The following is a 20299-nucleotide window of genomic DNA, read 5'->3' on the forward strand; positions in this document are numbered from 1 at the left end:
CTTGATTTTATCAACCTTTTAACGGGGTTGTCACCCCGTGAGGTGCTTCTGTGGGGTTCGACTCTGGATTGTCAGCATCCACAGAATCCTTAATCCGATTTAGCCAGCGTTCGGCTTTAGAATAATTGTCTTTTTGGACTTGACCAATGGTTTCCTTAAAGTTCAACTGCACCCCCCAAACATCGGTAAAGAAGCGTTTTTCTTGCTTCATCCGGTCAAAGAATAAAACACTTTCTGTATGGGTGAGTTTTCCTTGCTGTTTCGCGATCGCCATCATCACCGCAAACACATCATCCGCCATCTTCGCATCGCCACAAACATAATAATGACACTGGGGATGGCTGAGAATTTGCCAGATTTTTTCGGGCTGCTGTTCCATCAGGTTCTGTACATATTGCTTTTGTTCTCCTAACCGCGAGAACGCCACCTCTAACCCCGTAAGAACGTTGCGATCGCGCCACACTTGCAACTGTTCCTGATAAATAAAATCACTAGGATTCCGACAGCCAAAATAAAGGTGTGCTTCACCCAAGCTGATTCCTTGGTTTTGCAACGCTTCCCGATGTTGCAGGAAAGCAATCAGAGGAGACACCCCCGTTCCTGGCCCCACCATTAAAATCGGAGCATGGGAGTCCGTCGGCGGGCGGAAAGTAGAGGTTAGAACTTCGATTCTCACCGAGGAACCCGGTTGCAGTCCGGCCAGATAATTAGAACACAGTCCTTGACGCACTTTCCCCGCATCAGTTGTCACTTGTAGCACACCCACAGTAATTTGAATCCGTCGGGGATGGAGGAGGGGACAGGAGGAAATAGAATAAAGCCGGGGTTTTTGCTTGGGTAACAGTTCCAGCAGGGGAGCTAGTTCAATCGCGGCCGAAGGAAATTCGTCCAGCAAATCCACCACGCTCATCAAATTATCCATAAGGTTTTTCTTGAGGGCGATGCTATCCGGGTTTTCATCCCCCTGGCGTAAAATTTCTAACCAGGTTTCCAGGCGATATTTTTCCTGGGGGTTCTGCACCACAGAATAGAGATAGGCCAGTAACTCGCTCAAGGGTTCCGGCAATGCCAGATCCAGATCTTCAGACAGGACTTGATTAACCGTATTAGGAACGGTAACGGGGGTTTGATCCTCTAACGCCTCCCCACTAGCCGTCCTATATTCAGCCGTAAAGTAACTGTCCGCATTGAGATTGAGGCGATCGCACAATCGCTGCACCAACTCCGGGGGATTAGCCGGATACACCGCAACGTGATCCCCCGTTTCATATTGCAGATCCGTATCGGTCAAGTCAAAAACAATCAAGCGGGTGGAACGACTCCCAGGAACCACTTCTTGCAGAAGTTCTTGATTGGCAACCAGGGGAACCGCCATACCCCGTTCCCCGGTAGTGGGGGAGAGTAGGGCTTCAGCCAGAAACGTCACGGTGAGTTTAGGGGTATCGGTGGCGGTACTACCAGAAGTGGTATCCTCGCCCATGACCCGGGATACTAAACCTAACCACTGCTTAAAGGTATCAGCCTGTCCTTTAATTTCATCGGCTTTATGTATCGGTACAATACAGTTTGCCCCGGCTTTTGCCAAGGCTTTATCGACGGAAACCCCAGCGGCACAGAACTGTTCATACACCGTACTGCCAATCCCCAAAACCGAATAACTCAGACCGTTGAGGGAAGTCCGGGGCTGTTGTTGTAACCATTGGAGAAATCGCTTCCCGTTGCTGGGCATTTCCCCATTGCCAAAGGTCGAAGTCACAACCAATAACAGCTTTTCCGATGCCAGAGTATCGGTGTTATATTCATTCAGTGCCATCACCTGCGGACGGTAACGACTGAGTTGACGGGCGGCTTTGCGGGCAAAACCTTCCGCCGTTCCGGTTTCCGAGGCATATAGAATCAAAATTCGATCCTGTTTATCGCCCTGCTCATCGGCAACGACCGTGAGTTTTTCCAAATCCAATCCATCTTCGACTCCCCAACGGTCAGCTGCGTGATGATAGGCGGGCTCCAGGTAAAAATCTCGCATTTGGTGATGCCACACCGGACAGGCACTCCCCCCCGCCGCTGGAACCACCCAACCCCAATCCCCAGGACATTCCCGTCCGGCTTTCTTTTCCCGGAGGTCATGGGTGAGGAATTGGCGGGAGGCAGTTTGGTGATCTACCATGGTTACCTTGGCTTTTTGGAAGGAATAGAGGATCGCCGTATTCAGTTCTAAAGCTGCCCGATCCCGCCACAACGTTTGTTCCGAACTGGTATCGAGTTTCAGGACTTGGGCAATTTCCTCAATTTTGTTGTAGCGGTACTCATCGAGGAAATCCCGCATAATCTCAGTATCCATATACCAGCCATTGAAGGGCATACAGCCATAATGAATTCCGCCGATGTGAACGGAGAAGTTACTAATGGCGGGAATCGCATACCAACGCATCCCAATGGCTTTGAACTCGGGGACGGTGGGATGTTCAATCTCCACTTCTAGCACTTCCTCCGGTTTCCAGTGATACATCTTGGGAGTTTGACCCGGAAGCTCAATCACCAAGGGCAGAATATCGTAAGCGCTGCGGGGTTGGGGAGGTTCCCAGCCAAAGTTAATAATGGCAGTGGTGAGATCCAGATTCGCCGGATCGCCTAAAATACTGCCATCAGGCTGCCGATAGGCGGCATAACGGAACAGTTGAGAATTCCAGATCCTCGGCCCCCAGCGTTCCTTCGGCTGTCGGGGGCGAAATACCGTCATGGTGATTTGTAGGTTGCCCCCATTGGCTGCAAATTGGGCGTGTTCCTGAAGTTCGCGGAACATTTCATCGGGGTCACTGATATGACGGCGATCGCGCACCACCATATTATTCCAAGCAATTCGCCCCACACATTTAGAAGCATTACGCCAAGCCACCTGAGTCCCATAGGCGACTTCTTCATAGGTATGGGTATAGGTTCCCGTGGCTTTGACTTCCTCCTGAATTTCTTTCCAGCGACGTTCCTGATCCTCTGCTTCCCAAGCCTGTTCAGAGGAAATCAAATTGAGAAACTGTTTGGCTTTTTTCAGTACCCGTTCTTGATTGAGCATGGGCATCTTCACCACGTTGATGATCCGATCCAGCAAGATCTGCCACCCTTGACGCAATTCGGGGGTAAAGTTGGGCAAGTATCTTTCAAACAGAACAAATAGGGTTTCTGACATCGCCGGATAAGCACAGGTCGGTACGTCGGCAAAGCTGTGAACCTGTCCTAAAAACCGGAGTTCTTGCAACATCTCATCACTGCTACCCGTTCTCAGACAACGTACCAAAAATTCTAGGGCTTGGAATAAATGTAAGGATAAATAATCCATATCTGCCCGTCCAAAAATAGGCAAGACAAAGGGATATTTCTCAAACAGAATTTGATAAAATTCCATCCCCATTTGTTGTTTGTTCTGGCTAAAGATCTCCCAGCAGGCTGCCATTTCCTGTAACAATTCCGGGGGTAATGCGGCTTCATACTGATGGAGGGTTTCCACCATAGGCAGAATAATATAAGTATTAAAAAATTTGTAGAGAGCAGAATTCTCTCCTTGTATTAAATCTTCCCGATCATATTCTTCTAAATAGGGAATGGACGGCAACATCCACATCCACACCTGACGGGCTTTGATCCAATGTTCCGGGCGCAGTCCCGCATCGGCAAACAAATTCCCATATTCGGCAACGGTTTTAAACCCATGTTCGCCTTCTGGGGGAACACCCATCAGGGGTTCACCGACAATCACTTGGGTTTCGGGTTGAAGTTGATGAATGGCACAATCAAACAACTCATAGAAAAAGTCGCTAATACTATCGATCGCTTCCCCAAACAAATACTCAAGTTCTGGTTCTTCTAACAACAGGCGCTTGAGGAATTTTTCCATTTGTAACTCTTTCCAGGCCCGCAACTTATTCCAGACATCTTTAATAATGACTTCATCCTGTGGCGTTAGGGATGTGGCTTGAGGAAGCTCAACTTCAACTTTTTCCACCTTCCCACGCCGACCCAAACTACTCTGTTTACTAATTAATGTCACCGTGTTGCTACTACCCTCACTGCTGCTTTGGGTTAAGCGGAGTTTCAGCTTGAGTTGGGGAGCTTGTTCCCAGGTGGTGATGGGAAATTCCAGTTCCGCATTGCGATCGCCATTGAAACAATTTTCCGTCCCAAATGTCACGGTTCCCGCATCTTGCCAGGGATGGGTCATGTCTCCTTCCCGATAACATAGGGTAATGGCAATGGTGCAGTCTCCCTGATTCTTCAAATCCACTAACCAGTTGGGCTGCATTCGAGCCAATAGATCTTTTTGCAGTCCAGTCTCCCCCTCATTAGAAATGACCTGCACTCGGCACTTATACTTGTAGCGGTTGCCAATGGGCAAGTCCGTTGCAGAAACTTCAGTGAGATGGATAATTTTCTGGTTGTGGAGGGTTTGAGGATCTTGCATCTTAGACAGAGTTGATAAAAGGGTGATGGAAGTGGGTCAGTTGTGAAACACAGCTTTAATTTTACTGATTTTGGGGACTTTTGGGGAATTCTCTCTAACCCTAATATTTTCAGGAGGGTAAGGTTAAGCAAAAAACTATCCGAATTGTGCCTAGGGATAAACACCATACAATAGTATATAGAGCAAGGAATCCACTGTTGAATATTAACCCCAATTTTAAGCCATGACACAAATACAACCTAATCCCTACCCAATTGAATCACCAACTGAAGATATTGCAATTATTGCCACCGATGTGCATAAATGGTATGGCAATAATTTCCACGTTCTCAGAGGGGTTAGCCTTTCAGTAAAACGCGGGGAAGTTGTGGTGATTATGGGGCCTTCGGGTTCAGGAAAATCGACATTTATTCGGACATTTAATGCCTTAGAAGAATTTCAACAGGGCAGTATTGTCATCGATGGAATTAATTTATCCCATGATTTAAAAAATATTGAAGAAATTCGCAAAGAAGTGGGAATGGTGTTTCAACAGTTTAATTTATTCCCCCATTTAAGTATTTTACAAAATATCACTTTAGCTCCAATTTGGGTACGACGTTGGCCGAAGGCGAAAGCCGAAGAAGTGGCCTTACAATTATTAGAAAGAGTCGGGATTTTAGAACAGGCAAAAAAATATCCGGGTCAATTATCCGGGGGTCAACAACAACGGGTAGCGATCGCTAGAGCTTTAGCCATGCAGCCTAAAATTATGTTATTTGATGAACCCACTTCTGCCCTAGACCCGGAAATGGTACGCGAAGTTTTAGACGTGATGCGAACTTTAGCCGAGTCGGGAATGACAATGGTTTGTGTTACCCATGAAGTCGGATTTGCGCGGGAAGTTGCCGATAGAATTGTGTTAATGGCCGATGGAATATTAGTCGAAGAAGCCACCCCGGAAGAATTTTTTACCAATCCTCAAGAAGAAAGAACTCAAAAGTTTCTGTCTCAAATTCTTTAACTGCTGCTGTGGAGACAGGAAATTTTGTGTCTCCACAATCATAATATTCTAATTGACATCCTCAAAGTTATAAAACCTTAATCGCCATCAGATATTTTAAGATATTAAAATATCTTAAGTAACTAGGATCAGCCAAGGTGAACACAGAACGAGTGGTTGTGATTGGGGCTGGAATTGGGGGATTAACGGCCGGGGCGTTATTAGCCCATCGGGGATATTCGGTTTTAATCCTAGACCAAGGAATTGTCCCGGGGGGATGTGCTTCTACCTTTCAACGTCGGGGGTTTACCTTTGATGTCGGGGCGACTCAGGTAGCGGGACTCGAACCGGGTGGGATTCATCACCGTATTTTCACGGAATTGGGGATTGAATTACCACCCGCGACTCCCTGTGATCCCGCTTGTGCCGTTTTTTTACCTGGTGAAACTGAACCGATTCAGGTGTGGCGAGATCTCGCCAAATGGCAACAGGAAAGACAGCGACAATTTCCCGGGAGTGAACCCTTTTGGCAATTAATGACTACCCTATTTCAAGCCAGTTGGCGGTTTCAATCCCGTGATCCGGTGCTCCCTCCTGGGAATTTATGGGATTTGTGGCAATTGATCCAAGCGGTTCGCCCCGATACCTTGATCACCCTGCCTTTTACCCTGATGACGGTGGCTGATGCCCTACGGTTGTATAATTTAGACGGCGATCGGCGTCTGAAAACCTTTTTAGATCTGCAACTAAAGTTATATTCCCAGGTAGACACTGAAGAAACGGCTTTGTTGTACGCGGCAACGGCTTTGGGGGTCTCTCAGGAGCCGCAAGGATTATCTCATCTGCAAGGAAGTATGCAGGTATTGAGCGATCGCTTAGTCCAAGCCCTAGAACAAGATGGGGGTAAACTGTTAATGCGGCATACCGTTGAAGCCATTGAAACAGAACCGGAGCAAGCGATCGCCGTGAAAATTAGGAATCAAAAAACTGGGGAAATTGTTCATGAAACCGCCGATCATATTGTTGCTAATATTACCCCACAAAACCTAATTAAATTGTTAGATAAAAACAGCAAAAATCATCGGCGATTTTCCATTTCATTACCTCTTTATCAACGACGAATTGAGCAACTTCCCCCGGCATCAGGAGCATTTGTGATCTATTTAGGAGTGCAAGCGGTCGCCCTACCGCCCGAATGTCCACCCCATCTACAGTTCCTCTATGATCAAGGGCCGATTGGTGAAAATAATTCTCTCTTTGTCTCCGTCAGTCACCCCGGAGATGGACGAGCCCCCGCCGGACAAGCCACGATCATTGCTTCGAGTTTCACTGAAACCCAACAATGGTGGGATTCTCAGGACTATCAGGGTTTAAAACAACACTATATGAACACGGCGATCGCCCGTTTAGGGTCTTACTTTCACCTAACCCCAGAAACCATTCTGCATCAGGAAGCCGCCACACCTTGCACCTTTGAACGCTATACCGCCCGGGATCAAGGAGTTGTTGGCGGAGTCGGTCAACGGGTTTCCACCTTTGGGCCCTTTGGCTTAGGGAATCGTACCCCGATCAAAAATCTTTGGTTAGTAGGAGATTCCACCCATCCCGGAGAAGGAACAGCCGGAGTTTCCTATTCGGCTTTAACCGTTGTTCGTCAAATTGATGCGATTAATTATTAGTAATAAGTTTCCGATTTTTAGGAACTTGAACCGATCTCTAATCTCTTTAAATCTCGGTCTAGCCAAAACTGTCTAAAGCGGTTACAATTAAAATTAGTCAGGCTAGTATCTATCAACCAATAGATTTGAAAACGATACGCATAGATAACTGCACCGATGATCGCCGGTAGCACTGCCATTTAGGGATAATTAAAAAGACAACCCATCAAAAGATTGAGTCAATAATGGACAAACACAAAACAATCATTATGCTCGGCCCTTCTCCCGCAGAAAAAGGTGGAATGGGAAGTGTTGAAACCTTGATTCTCAACATAGCCTCAAGGGAATTCACTATTAAGCATATCACGACCTGGAATGGTCAGGTGAGTCGGTTTACCAAGCTGTCCACCGCTATCGTCTTTATCAAAGCTTTTTTGGCGTTTTTATGGAAGTTGTTAAAAGGGGAAGTTGATCTGGTTCACATCCATATCTCAGAACGGGGAAGTGTGATTCGCAAAAGCCTAATTGCCTTAGTTTGTATGGCAACGGGAAAACCGTTTATTCTTCATGCCCATGGCTGTGAATTCCATGAATTTTATGACAAATTGCCCCAAGGGATACGGCAACTGATTACAGCGATATTCCAACGTTCCGCTTATTTGATTGCTTTGTCAGAAAGTTGGAGGAATTATTATATTGAAACTTGTCATCTTGCACCCGAACAAGTGGTGGTTCTAAATAACCCGGTCGCCCTGCCTGAACAATGGCAAAAAACCGAACCCATAGGCAAACTCAAATTTGTCTTTTTAGGAAAAATCAATAAACGTAAAGGGATTTTTGATTTATTAACTGCTTTTGCGAACCTGGAACCTAGTTATAGAAATCAGGTTGAATTAGTCCTAGCGGGAAGCGGGGAAGTTGAACAGGCTCAAAATTTAGCGATACAATTAGGAATTAAAGATCAAATCGTTTTTCCAGGTTGGATTGACCAACAGCAACGCGATCAATTATTAGCTCAAAGTGATGTGATGCTACTTCCCTCTTATAATGAAGGACTGCCAATGGCGATTTTAGAAGCCATGAGTTGGGGACTTCCGATTATTACTACTCCCGTCGGGGGTATACCCGAAGTCATCGAAAATGGCAAAACTGGATTATTGATTACCCCGGGTCATGTCCAAGACCTGACCACAGCCATGCAGTCTTTAATTGAAAATCCCGCCTTCAGATTATCTTTAGGTTCGGCCGCGCGTAAACGGGTAGAACCTTTGTCCATTGAGCATTACAGTGATGCTTTATTTAACCTCTATCATCATATTTTTGAATACAAAGAAAATCACCATCATCCTCAAGAAGACACGGAATCAGATGGACTACACAAACAAACCCTGTAGAGAGAATCGATTCAGATCACACAGTCTTGAGGTGTAACTTCTACAATTGTATAAATACAGTGATGCTCAAAATGTTTGAGTTCCAATCGGTCGGTCAATGCTGAACGAAATCAGGGAGTATCTCGCCTTTAGGCATGGTGTAACAACACGGGTAAATGATTAAGTAGTTATGGAACCTCAAGAGTATCCAGAAGATATTGATTTTATAAAATACTGGCTGATTCTGAAGCGTCATTGGTTGCCATCTGTGGGGGTTGCCTGTATTGCCATCGGACTGGCAACATTCTCGGCAATGTCCGTCGAAAAAACTTTTGCCGCCGAAGGAAAGCTGCGATTAAAGAAAATTAGTCCCACCTCGGCATTAGTTTCAGATCCCGAAGGAAAAATTGGTAGTCTCGATACCCTGAGTGCCAAGGATAGTCCCTTAGATACTGAAGCGGAAGTGATTCGGTCTGCGGACATTGCGGAACAAACCATTCAGCAATTACAGCTAAAAAACAGAAAAACTGGCAAACCCTTAGTCTATGAAGACTTCGTTAAAAAATTAGGGGTAGAGACGGTGAGAGGAACGGACATTTTGAGTATTTCCTATGAAAGTCCCAACCCGGCTGAGGCTCAAAAAATTGTTGATAAAGTTATGCAGCTTTACATCAAAAATAATATTTTAGTAAATCGCCGGGAAGCCGTTGCTGCTCGTCAATTTATTACGGAACAGTTACCACGAAAAGAAAAAGAACTCACAGATGCAGAAATTGCTTTAAGAAATTTCAAAGAAAAATATAATATTGTTAATTTAGAAGAAGAACTCAAGACAGTTGTTAGTACAATTGAAAATCTGGATAACCAAATTGATCAAGCTCGAGCTTCCCTAGAACAGGTCAATGCTCAGGTTCAAGCTATGCAGCAAAAGCTAGGAGGGAGTTCAGAAGCCGCGATTACTCGAAGTGCGCTGAGTTCTTCCATAGGAATTCAACAGGTTGTAGCTAAACTAAATAACGTTGAAGACCAACTTGCTGTTTTGAGAACTCGTTTTTTAGACAAAACACCAGAAATTATGGCCTTAGAAAATGAAAAAGCTGCACTTGAAGCCCTCCTAGAAGAAAGGATGCAACTTGTTTTAGGAAATAAACCAGCACCACCGGGAGGGGTACAAAATGGCTTACTAGAAGAAAAGTTAATTGAACAACTCGTACCTTTGGAATCAGGAAAGCAAGGGTTGGTTCAGCAGTTAAATTCTTTGATTCAGGCGCAATCAAGACAGAAAGAAAGGGCTTTACTATTACCTCGTTTAGAACAAACTCAAAGGGATTTGATGCGACAGCTTAACGTAGCTCAAAGTACCTATGATATTCTGACAAGCCGACTACAGCAAGTCCGAATCGCCGAGAATCAAAATGTGGGAAATGCCCAAATTCTGACTCCAGCAATTGTAGCAAAAAATCCTGTTTCTAGCAGTAAAAAAACGATTTTGATGGGTGGAGTTGTGGCTGGGGCAATGCTCTATGTGGTGATGGCTTTTGTACTGGAGTTAATGGATCCATCCATTAAAACTATTAAGGAAGTTCGCAAGTTATTGAATCGATATACCTTGTTGGCGATGATTCCCGCCTCCAAGGAAAAAGTTCGCTGGGCGGGAATAAAAATCGAACGGACAACACCAAATATTCCGGTTTTGGATGAACCCCATTCTATTATTAGTGAATCCTACCGGATGTTGCAAGCTAATTTGAATTTTATTAGTCCTGATCGGGAATTAAAAGTTATTGTTGTTACGAGTGCCGTTTCCAGAGAGGGAAAGTCTAAAGTTTCTGCAAATTTAGCCGTGGCGATCGCCGAATTAGGTAAGAGGGTATTGCTAATTGATGCCGATTTACGTCATCCTCGACAACATCAGATTTGGGACTTAAATTATGAGTTAAATCCCAAAGGATTAAGTGATGTGATTGTCAATCAAGCGGAGTGGGAATGGGCTGTGCGGACTGTTGTACCTAACTTAGATATTTTGCCTTCGGGTGTAATTCCACCCAATGCTTTGGCTCTTTTGGGCTCTAAGCGAATGAATTTTTTAGTGGCAGAGTTTCGGAAAAATTATGATTTTGTCATTTTTGATACGCCCTCTTTATTACTCGTTGCCGATGCTTTAACTCTCAGTAAGGTCACCGATGGAATTTTAATGGTAGTTAGACCGGGAACCATTGATACTGTAAGCATAACAGCCGTACAAGAACTGTTAATTAAATCTGGCCAAAATGTATTGGGTTTAGTGGCGAATGATGTCAACATTCGTGAAGAACCTGATAGTTACTTTCACCATGCCAAAGTCTATTCCTATAAGGAGAAGAAAAATTCTAAAAAGTTCTTATCTAAACAAAAGTCATAAATCCGATAATGGTGTTTTTATAAAAATTTACATTAATCCCATAATAAATGCTGCAAAAAATTACTCGAACACTTCAAGAAAAACTGCAACCAGATCAGCGAAAAGCTTTCTTTAACATTATCTTGTTACTAGGGGAAAGAGTCTTTCGCATGGGCATTGCTTTTATCATGCTGGCATGGGTAGCCCGTTATTTGGGAGTCAAAGAGTTTGGAGAACTGAATTATGCCCTAGCATTTTGTGAAATTTTTTCGCCGCTCTTTGAAATAGCATCATCTCAATTTATTTTTCGAGACTTAGTAACTTATCCCGACTTAAAATCAGAAATTTTAGGAACTTATTTTTGGATTAAAACTATCACTGGAGTGGTTGTTTTTATCTTAACAGCAATCACAATACTTGTTTTACAACCCGATAATATTTTAACGATTAAGCTGGTTGTTATTTTATCTATTCCTTCATTCTTACGAGGATTTAGTGGAATTGAATGCTGGTTTAAATCCCAGCTAGAAATGAAGTACACCGTCTTCATCCGCAACGGTTTGTTCATATTAGTAACTTTAACTAGAATTTTTCTGCTTAAAATTCAAGCGCCTCTGATTGCCTTTGCTTGGCTGGTGATGATTGAAAATAGTCTGAATATTGTGGCGTTAATTATTACCTATAAAATCACTGGGAACGATATTTTTGCCTGGAAAGCTAAGTGGAAAAGAGCTAAACAATTGATGAAAATTAGTTTCCCATTGATATTTGCCAGTCTCTCTATTGTGATTTATATGCGAATTGATCAGGTGATGTTGGGTCAATTATCCGATTCCAAAACTGTTGGGATTTATTCGGCTGCTGTGCGACTCTCGGAATTATGGCCCTTTACTTCGACGATTATTGTTCAATCCATTGCACCTTCAATAATTGCGGCTAAAAAAGTGAGTGAAGAACTTTATTATCAAAAACTGCAAAAGCTGAGTAACTCCCAAGCTTTACTGGTTTACTGTATTGCCATTCCGATGACTTTTTTAGCAACACCATTCACCGTTTTAATATTTGGTGAAGAATATGCTCTAGCTGGCCCAATTTTGGCGGTTCATATTTGGTCTTCAATGTTCGGTTTTCTCGGTTACGTCAAAGATATCTGGATCACAACAGAAGAATTAACCGGATTTGCTTTTGTTTTTAGTACGGCGGGTGCGGCCATGAATGTGATCCTAAATTTTTGGTTAATTCCCAAGTATCAAGGTATGGGTGCTGCCATTGCCACGGTCATTTCCTATGGATTTGCTGACTATGTAATGTGCTTTCTTTATCCACCAGCTCGAAAGTTTGGTAAAATTATGACACAGGCAATGATGTTAAATTTGGTCAAATTTAATGTAAAATAATCCTTGGGGTATCTACAGAAAGCTCAATCATCTAGGGATAGATTACTTTTGGAGTTTTTGATATAATTTTGCCTATCGCTATTCTCAAACATTCGTGAACGCTAGAATATGATTGTGAGCGAAGCGGGGGGGCATGGATTGTTGGGCAATTGGTATTATTTACAACATTATTATTCTCAGGAGATAGGATTTTGGAAACCCTGCCATTAGTAAGTATTCTGATTAATAACTATAACTATGGACAGTTTCTCGCTGATGCGATTGATAGTGCTTTAAATCAAACCTATCCTCATATAGAAGTGGTGGTTGTTGATGATGGATCTTCCGATAATTCACGAGAAATTATTGCCAGGTATACCGATAGAATTAAACCCATTTTAAAATCTAATGGCGGTCAGGCTTCTGCCTTTAATGCCGGGTTTAAAGCCAGCCAAGGAGACTTAATTTGCTTCTTAGACTCTGACGATATTTTTCTTCCCGATAAAATCGAAAAAATTGCCTATATTTTCAACCAATACCCTGATATTGGCTGGTGTTTCCATACCCTGAAATTATTTGCCAATGACACAGGATCTGAACTTCAAGACCCTTATTTTCCCTCAGAAGCAAAGGGAAAATCCGGTGTTTATGATATCAGATCCACTATTCAACAAGGTCACTTAACGGGTTTCATCCCCTGCTTACCAGCGACATCAGGAATCTGCTTCAGACATTCATTATTAGCACAAATTTTACCAATGCCGGAAGCTGAGAGTGTATCTATTAGTGATAGTTATATCAAATATATTGCCTTAGCCTTAAGCCCAGGGTTTTGTTTGCTAGAAAAAATTGGATTACAAAGAATTCATAAACACAATATCCACACCTTAAGTAGTCAGAAGGCCACTTTATCAGTTAAACTCCAGGTGGTGACGGCATATTGGATGAAAACCAACTTCCCAATTCTTCATAAATATACAAACACAATGTTAGCTTTTGGGATTTGCTTGGCTTGGAGGATAAAAGTTAAAGACGAGATTTGCAATTACTATATCAACGCTTATTTATCATCGATTTCGCCTTGGGAAATTGCCAAAATTTATGCTAGAGCAATTTACTATTTCCTAAAACCATGAACCCCAAGTTAGATGCTTTTGAGAGAAGATTTACAATTTTTGGGATGATGTTTCTCACCGGGATTTTTCGCCTCGCCAGCTTCTACACTAGCCCGGATGCTCTGAATGACACGGCTCCCATGTCCAATCCACTCGATAAAGTTTCCTCCCTGTTGCAGCAATTTCTTTATATCACTACACTGCTTCTGCTCTTAGCTAGGGGACAAAGTACAGTTCGCGCCATGATCCGAGATCCTACGGTTTGGATGCTGATCATATACACCTTTTTGTCATTTTTGTGGTCTGATTTTCCGTCTCTCTCCAAACGAAAAGGGATTACAACGATCCAAACCAGTTATTTTGGACTATATGTTGCATCCCGTTTCACCATGAAACAACAACTACAAATGTTAGCTTGGGTGTTTGGATTTATTGCTGTTTTTTCTTTTTTCTTTACCCTAGCTTTTCCTGGATCAGCCATCGAAGCTGGAGCGAATGCCGGATCTTGGCGGGGCCCATTCACTCAAAAAAATTTGTTAGCTCGATTCATGGTTTTAGGAGCGATTGTTTGCTTACTCGTTGCCTTAGATAAACCCGAAAAGCCTAAAATAGCTTGGGGATCTTTTGGAATGTGTATTCTGATGATTCTGTTAACAGGATCTAAAACGGCTCTGTTATTACTAATCATGATCCTGGCTCTTTTACCTCTATATAAACTGTTGCGCCAGAAAGATACCTTAGTAATTCCTATCCTCGTTCTAACCACTTTAATTGCCGGATGTTTAACCATTTTTGTCGTGGAATACTGGATAGAAATTCTGGCGGCATTAGGTCGAGATCCTACACTGAGTGGTCGCACAAACCTATGGGAAATTGCCATTGAAAAAATTTCTGAACGTCCCTGGTTAGGCTATGGATATCAGGGATTCTGGCTAGAAAGGGGAGAAGCAGAGGTGATTTGGAAAGAAGAAGGTTATAAACCCCCCCACGGTCATAATGGATATATTAATACTGCTATTGATTTAGGTTTAGTTGGTTTATTTTTATTTTTGTTAATCATCTTTGTGACCTATGCTCGGGCTATTATTTGGTTGAAAAATGGAAACACTAGCATCGAATTCTGGCCGGCTTTCTTCATCATTTTTCTATTAATGTACAACATCACTGAAAGTACCATTATTGAATTCAATTCCATATTTTGGGCTTTAGTGGTGATGGTTTCCCTATCAATGAAACGAGTTAAACCCAGAAGAACAACCATGATTTACCCTAGCTATCCAGTCGATTCTTCCTAAACATAATGCTTGCATATCAGTTAAAATCAATGCCTAATTAACCCTCACCGAATTTGAATAATCATGACCGATATTGCCATTTTTCTGATGGATTTAGGAGGCGGAGGTGCCGAACGGGTGATGATTAATTTAGCCCAAGGTTTTGCCCAACGCCAAAAAAGTGTTGATCTGGTTTTAGTCAAAGCCGAAGGCCCCTATCTCTCCCAACTGCACCCCCAAATTAATGTTGTAAAACTAGAAAGTTCCCGATTAATTTCTAGCCTGCCCCGTTTAATCAATTACTTAAAAGAAAAACAACCTAAAGTTTTATTTTCCGCCCTAGAAGATACCAATTTTGTTGCACTCTTGGCTAAAAAATTAGCCGGAGTTTCCACAAAAGTTGCCGTTACTGTTCATAATCATCTCTCCCGGGAAGCGGAAAATGCCACCCAACTTAAACGACGACTAACTCCTCAATTAGTCGGGTGGTTCTATCCTTGGGCCGATTATGTGATTGCGGTATCCCAAGGTGTTGCCGATAATTTGATTCAACTTGGGGTTCCTGCTCACAAAGTTCAGTCCATTTATAACCCGATTATCACCCCAGAACTGCTACAAAACCTGCACAACCGGGTTGATCATCCTTGGTTTGCCCCTAACCAACCTCCGGTTATTTTAGGTGTGGGTCGCTTACACGCCCAAAAAGATTTTCGGACGCTAATTTTAGCCTTTGCTCAACTGCGTCAACAGCAACCCGCCCGCCTGATCATCTTAGGAGAAGGAGAGGAACGTTCGGCTCTACAATCTTTGATTCAAACCTTGGGTCTGGAAACCGATGTGGCTTTGTTAGGATTTGTATCAAATCCCTATGCTTATATGGCGGCATCGGCTATTTTGGTTCTATCTTCGGCTTGGGAAGGATTTGGGAATGTCTTAGTCGAAGCCATGGCCGCCGGGACTCCCGTTGTTTCCACAAACTGTGACAGTGGGCCGTCGGAGATTTTAGCCGCGGGTCGTTATGGTCAGTTGGTGACCGTTGGTGACCCCCAAGCCATGGCCACGGCGATCGCTTCCACCCTAGCAACTCCCCCGGACTCGCAAATGCTTCGAGAACGGGCGCAGATATTTTCCCTGGAAAATGCTCTTGACCAATATCAACACTTGTGTATTTAACTGTTATTTTCCACTAATCCCATAATATGATCACGTTATTACCCGATCATCTTCAAACCCTGTTTAATGACCTCAAACGCGATATTGATCGCTATGTTGTCATGGATAATGCTTCTTGGCTGTTGATTTTTTTGACTAAACCGGGATTATGGGTTTTAACTCAATATCGTTGTAGTCGTTGGGTTGATCAACAAGTTCACCTACCGATTATTCGTTTTGTGTTAAAAGTATTGTGTGCCATTTGGCAAAAACTAATTGAGATCATCACCTGCTGCGAATTGCCCAATAAAGCCAATATTGCTCCCGGTGTATTTATTCCTCATGCCTTTGGAATTATTATTCATTATCAAGTAACAATTGGTGAAAATTGTACACTCAGTCAAGATGTTACAATTGGGATTGGCGGACGAGGGGAAAAACGAGGCTGTCCTCAAATTGGCGATCGGGTTTTTATTGGGCCAGGAGCGAGGATTTTTGGGTCAATTACCATTGGTAATGACGTTGCAATAGGCGCGAATGCTGTTGCCACAAAGAACTTACCTGATCAAGCCGTTGCCGTTGGAATTCCTGCTAAAATTATTAGTTATCAAGGCTCTAAAGATTGGATTATTTTGGGTGCAGATCAATTAATTAACCCGGAAATTTCTTTAGAGAAATAATTTCAACTTTTAGGGATCAAGGTGCATCAGAGAAACGTTGCCTACAACTTTAATCTTGTTTTTAATAATTCTTGAGGGAATGTAAGATGAAGCGGAAAATTAGTTTAGGGATCTTAGCTTATAACGAAGCTCTTGTTATCCCAATTACTTTAGAATCTTTATTTCAACAAACTTTATTCACCGAGCCTAATCCTAATTGGGAAATTGAAATTCTTGTGATTCCCAATGGTTGTAAAGATGATACGGCTTTAGTATCTCAAACCTTACTAGAAAAATGGCTTCAATCTTCCGGTATCCCTCAAATCACGGGTAAAATTTGTGAGATTCCCGAACCCGGTTTAGCTAATGCTTTCAATCGTTATGTGCATGATTTTTCCGATCCCGAAAGTGACTATCTGATTGTGATGGCGGCAGATATTCAGTTTCTTGAAGTTCAAACTCTGTACTCCATGATTCAAGTGTTAGAAACCCAATCTGAAGTATTTGTGACGGTTGATAAACGGATTAAAGATGTAGCTGTCAAACCCGCTCAGAATTTAAAAGATCGTCTGTCAACTTTAATTTCAGGGTTATCGGGAAATAATCCCGTAGAAGGTAGTGCGGCTTGGATCAGTGGTCAACTTTACTGCGCTCGTTCTTCCGTGTTAAGATCCATCTGGCTACCGACAACTTTACCGACGGATGACGCCTTTTTGTATACCATGATTGTCACCGACGGATTAAAATCTCCAGAGAACCCAAATCGTGTAATTTTGGCGCCCTCTGCATCCCATATTTTTGAAGCCTATACGGATATTAGTCGTCTTTTTCGTCATGAAAAGTGGTTGATTTTTGGTCAAGCTGTTAATCAATTGCTCTACGCTGATTTAAAAGCACATCAAACTGAAGAACAGAATATTGGGGCATTAATTCAGCAAAGAAATCAGCAAGATCCTCTGTGGCTGAATCAACTAATTCAGCAAAAAATAGAGGAAAAAAATGGTTGGTTAATTCCCCGTTTTATTTTAATTCGTCGGTTTAAAAGTTTAGTTAAAAAACCCCTACCTAAAGCCATTTTATTTTGTCCTCTAGCCTTAACTGCGTTTTTAATTGATCTAGTATTAGCAATTCAAGTGAATCAAGAAATGCAAGAAAAGAAAGGATATAGCAATTGGGTAGCATCGGGAAGTTGGGGAAAATAAGCACTCTTAATTTGATTTAATTGTTTTATAAATAAAAAGTCTAACCATGAAATTTGCGGATTTTTGGAAACCGATTCAGTTTCAATTAAACTCTCGACTCTCTAATTGGTTGGTGTATCTAATGGGATTTTGGAGAAAATCTTTAGATCATCAAGCCACGTCTCAACTGCTGAAGGATAATATTGTTTATCAACAACAGCAAGAACCGATTTCAGATTTTGTCTTTGAATCGGTAGATAGAAGAAGAACAATTCCCTGGAATAGTTTAAATAACCTAGATCAGTTATATCAAGATGATATTATTTTTGAGCCGGAATATGTTTGGAAAGTTGATGTTAATGACAAGTTTAAAACCTTGAATCTTTGTCCATCTGGAACAGTTTTAGTGAATCAAAACCTATTATTAGATTTGGACTATGGAACCGCCGCGGGTTTAAAACTTAAAGGACAATTTAAAACCAAAGAAGTTGAATATCCGTTAGTTGTTGCACCCTGGTCACATTTTTTTGGAGGATATTTTAGTTTTGTATCTTTAGTAATTGTCAAACTGTGTCGGATTGAACAGGTTTTTGGTAAAGAAATTTGGCGGTCAGCAAAAGTCTGTTATCCTTTGTTTAAAACTCAATTTGAAACGGAATATTTGCAAAAATTGGGCATTGATCAAGATCATCTGATTGATACCGCCAATATTGATTATAAAATCAAGGCAAAATCTTTAATTATTGCCAATAATCAAAGTAATATTAATCGCGTTAGTCCATCGGATATTCAACTGTTGAGGAAAAAGTTTTTGTCCCCGGTGGTTAACTTACCTAAAAAACGAATTTTCTTCCCCAGACGCAGTAAACGAGTCTTAGAAAATGAAACTGAAATTCGACAACTGCTGCAAGAATTTGATTTTGAAGTAATTGAAGATATTCCCCGCACCGTTGAAGAACAAATCGCTATTTTTCAACAAGCTGCTGTAATTGTTGGCGTTCATGGTGCGGGATTAACGAATCTTCTCTGGTGTGACCCAGGAACAAAAGTAATTGAATTGTTTTATAGTGGTTATACAAAAGCAGGATTTTACTATTTTTGTAAAGTCTTAGGTTTAGATTATTCCTGTATTTTCGATGATGCGATCGCCATTGAACATTTTACTAATCAATTTCATAACCTAACCATTAATGTAGACACCCTCAGAAAAGAATTGCTGAGGGTGTTAACCTAAGTGGGTTAAGCTCCGAAAATCTGATAAGAAAGACCTTTGATCTTCTCAAGTAATTTGATTTGTAGGGGATAGGGAAGAAACTTCAGCCATGAGAATAATAATTGTCGGGGTGAGGGTTTTTCATCGGTGCGTTTACTTGCTGAAATAGGAATTTTGGTGGTTAAATCTTGGTGAGTATCCAGACTTTTTAAGGCTTTTTCATACTGCTGGGAAAAGTATTCTTCTGCGGAAATTCGCGCTATGGCTAAAGGCTGATGTTTTTTCTGATATTCGGGTAATTTTTCAGGAGCAATCCGCACTTTTGTCCAGCATTCCGGTCGGCGGGTAAAGAAACTCTGATCAATTAAGGGATGATTAAAGTTTGTATCCGCTAAATAATACCGTTCTAAAATCACAGGATTGGTATTAATTTCCCAAATTTGAGGAACGCCATCGAGAATGCTATAGTCGATCCGTCCATATTGTATGCGGGCGATTTTAGCGACTTCTTTCAATTGGGATTCATAGGGATTAGTTTTTACATAATCTCTTTCTTCTAATACCATCTCCTCATTCTGTAAATCCAAATATCTCATTTTTAACATCCAATTCGGACTAAAAAATAGATGATCGGGAATGATTTGATCTCCGACAATAAACGCAGCATATTTTTTGAATCGTCCAGTTTCGTCTGAGGTATCACAAAATTCCGTAATAATTTTGTCTTCTCGACTATCCCCTGTTTCTAACAGTTCCGCGATCGCTTTTTTCATGTCTTCAGGAGTTTCTAGTAATGCTGTTCGGCTCCCAGCATGATCGGTTTCTCCGCGTAAAAATACAGGAAATCGTTCCGGTTGAGGCCTTTCAATAATGCGATAAATATTAAACTTATTCCAACCTTGTTGATACAAAGTTCTTAACAGTTCATAGCGTCGCATAGAGCGAGTTGGATGATTCAGCAGGCGAACTCCTTGACCTGAATTGGCAAGTTGTTCCCAGACTTGAGCCGCCATTTCCGATTCTTCAGGACTTAAACGCTCTAAATCTGAAAAGATATAGGTTCCCACTGGAAGACTTTTGATTTTATCTAATTGTTCATAAAAAACCGGGCGGATTTGAGGTAAAAGGTTTCTGCCCCAAGATTCTAAATGTTGGTTAATCGTAAAAGCGTGTTTTTCGGTCACTACATAAAATATCATTGAAAAGTTCCTTTTTTCGATTGATCAGTGTTGGCGATTGACAGAAGTTGTTACAATTAATACCCGTGTATCCAAAATCAAACCAATACTAAGATTTTGCTCAGTAGGATTTGGGATTCAATGATCGGATGCACTCTTAAAAAATTTCCTTTTCTACAATGTTATCCCTGATTAACTTAAATGACAACAGTTTGATTTAAGATGATCAATGTTGGTTTAATTAAAATTATCTATCAATTGTGGATTACACTGAGTTCAGATCGTGCCTGAAAGGTCAGTAACTC

Annotated in this window: 13 protein-coding genes; 11 read left to right on the forward strand and 2 right to left on the reverse strand. The window is 41.9% G+C overall.

Features of this window, described 5'->3' with window-relative positions; translation table 11 throughout:
* Positions 1-10: 10 nt before the first annotated feature.
* Complete coding sequence (locus PL11201_RS03480; RefSeq protein WP_079677205.1) at positions 11-4453, reverse strand: nitric oxide synthase oxygenase; 4443 nt, start codon at positions 4451-4453, stop codon at positions 11-13.
* Between the two features lie 223 nt (positions 4454-4676).
* On the opposite strand from PL11201_RS03480, the gene PL11201_RS03485 reads away from it, so the two are divergent.
* From PL11201_RS03485 to PL11201_RS03535, 11 genes are all read left to right on the forward strand, one after another.
* Positions 4677-5456: an amino acid ABC transporter ATP-binding protein gene (locus PL11201_RS03485; protein ID WP_079677206.1), complete on the forward strand. Its 780-nt coding sequence runs from the start codon at positions 4677-4679 to the stop codon at positions 5454-5456.
* Between the two features lie 137 nt (positions 5457-5593).
* The gene (crtD, locus tag PL11201_RS03490; RefSeq protein WP_079677207.1) at positions 5594-7114 is read left to right on the forward strand and encodes a C-3',4' desaturase CrtD; all 1521 of its coding nucleotides are present in this window, start codon (positions 5594-5596) and stop codon (positions 7112-7114) included.
* Between the two features lie 248 nt (positions 7115-7362).
* Positions 7363-8487: a glycosyltransferase family 4 protein gene (locus PL11201_RS03495; protein WP_200816691.1), complete on the forward strand. Its 1125-nt coding sequence runs from the start codon at positions 7363-7365 to the stop codon at positions 8485-8487.
* 169 nt (positions 8488-8656) lie between these two features.
* Positions 8657-10867 carry a GumC family protein gene (locus PL11201_RS03500; protein ID WP_079677209.1) on the forward strand — a complete coding sequence of 737 codons (2211 nt, stop codon included), beginning with the start codon at positions 8657-8659 and terminating at the stop codon, positions 10865-10867.
* A gap of 47 nt (positions 10868-10914) precedes the next feature.
* The gene (locus tag PL11201_RS03505) at positions 10915-12243 is read left to right on the forward strand and encodes a flippase (protein ID WP_079677210.1); all 1329 of its coding nucleotides are present in this window, start codon (positions 10915-10917) and stop codon (positions 12241-12243) included.
* A gap of 191 nt (positions 12244-12434) precedes the next feature.
* Positions 12435-13358: a glycosyltransferase family 2 protein gene (locus PL11201_RS03510; protein ID WP_079677211.1), complete on the forward strand. Its 924-nt coding sequence runs from the start codon at positions 12435-12437 to the stop codon at positions 13356-13358.
* Complete coding sequence (locus tag PL11201_RS03515; RefSeq protein WP_079677212.1) at positions 13355-14632, forward strand: O-antigen ligase family protein; 1278 nt, start codon at positions 13355-13357, stop codon at positions 14630-14632. The genes PL11201_RS03510 and PL11201_RS03515 overlap by 4 nt, the downstream gene beginning before the upstream one ends.
* 63 nt (positions 14633-14695) lie before the next feature.
* Positions 14696-15784, forward strand: coding sequence for a glycosyltransferase (locus PL11201_RS03520; RefSeq protein ID WP_079677213.1), 1089 nt, complete (start codon positions 14696-14698; stop codon positions 15782-15784).
* A gap of 26 nt (positions 15785-15810) precedes the next feature.
* A complete protein-coding gene (locus PL11201_RS03525) occupies positions 15811-16443 on the forward strand; it encodes a serine O-acetyltransferase (RefSeq protein WP_079677214.1) in 633 nt (210 codons plus the stop codon).
* 86 nt (positions 16444-16529) lie between these two features.
* A complete protein-coding gene (locus PL11201_RS03530; RefSeq protein WP_079677215.1) occupies positions 16530-17624 on the forward strand; it encodes a glycosyltransferase family 2 protein in 1095 nt (364 codons plus the stop codon).
* A 46-nt stretch (positions 17625-17670) separates the two neighbouring features.
* Positions 17671-18837, forward strand: coding sequence for a glycosyltransferase family 61 protein (locus tag PL11201_RS03535; RefSeq protein ID WP_079677216.1), 1167 nt, complete (start codon positions 17671-17673; stop codon positions 18835-18837).
* A 5-nt stretch (positions 18838-18842) separates the two neighbouring features.
* Here PL11201_RS03535 and PL11201_RS03540 read toward each other — a convergent pair whose 3' ends face one another.
* Positions 18843-20015: a hypothetical protein gene (locus PL11201_RS03540; RefSeq protein ID WP_079677217.1), complete on the reverse strand. Its 1173-nt coding sequence runs from the start codon at positions 20013-20015 to the stop codon at positions 18843-18845.
* Between the last annotated feature and the right edge of the window lie 284 nt (positions 20016-20299).

It is taken from the genome of Planktothrix sp. PCC 11201 (genome assembly GCF_900009135.1).
Lineage (GTDB): Bacteria > Cyanobacteriota > Cyanobacteriia > Cyanobacteriales > Microcoleaceae > Planktothrix.

Coding starts and splice junctions, on each gene's coding strand:
- PL11201_RS03480 (WP_079677205.1), bottom strand. CDS start 4,453: ATGCAAGATCCTCAAACCCTCCACAACCAGAAAATTATCCATCTCACT.
- PL11201_RS03485 (WP_079677206.1), top strand. CDS start 4,677: ATGACACAAATACAACCTAATCCCTACCCAATTGAATCACCAACTGAA.
- PL11201_RS03495 (WP_200816691.1), top strand. CDS start 7,363: ATGCTCGGCCCTTCTCCCGCAGAAAAAGGTGGAATGGGAAGTGTTGAA.
- PL11201_RS03500 (WP_079677209.1), top strand. CDS start 8,657: ATGGAACCTCAAGAGTATCCAGAAGATATTGATTTTATAAAATACTGG.
- PL11201_RS03505 (WP_079677210.1), top strand. CDS start 10,915: ATGCTGCAAAAAATTACTCGAACACTTCAAGAAAAACTGCAACCAGAT.
- PL11201_RS03515 (WP_079677212.1), top strand. CDS start 13,355: ATGAACCCCAAGTTAGATGCTTTTGAGAGAAGATTTACAATTTTTGGG.
- PL11201_RS03520 (WP_079677213.1), top strand. CDS start 14,696: ATGACCGATATTGCCATTTTTCTGATGGATTTAGGAGGCGGAGGTGCC.
- PL11201_RS03525 (WP_079677214.1), top strand. CDS start 15,811: ATGATCACGTTATTACCCGATCATCTTCAAACCCTGTTTAATGACCTC.
- PL11201_RS03530 (WP_079677215.1), top strand. CDS start 16,530: ATGAAGCGGAAAATTAGTTTAGGGATCTTAGCTTATAACGAAGCTCTT.
- PL11201_RS03535 (WP_079677216.1), top strand. CDS start 17,671: ATGAAATTTGCGGATTTTTGGAAACCGATTCAGTTTCAATTAAACTCT.
- PL11201_RS03540 (WP_079677217.1), bottom strand. CDS start 20,015: ATGATATTTTATGTAGTGACCGAAAAACACGCTTTTACGATTAACCAA.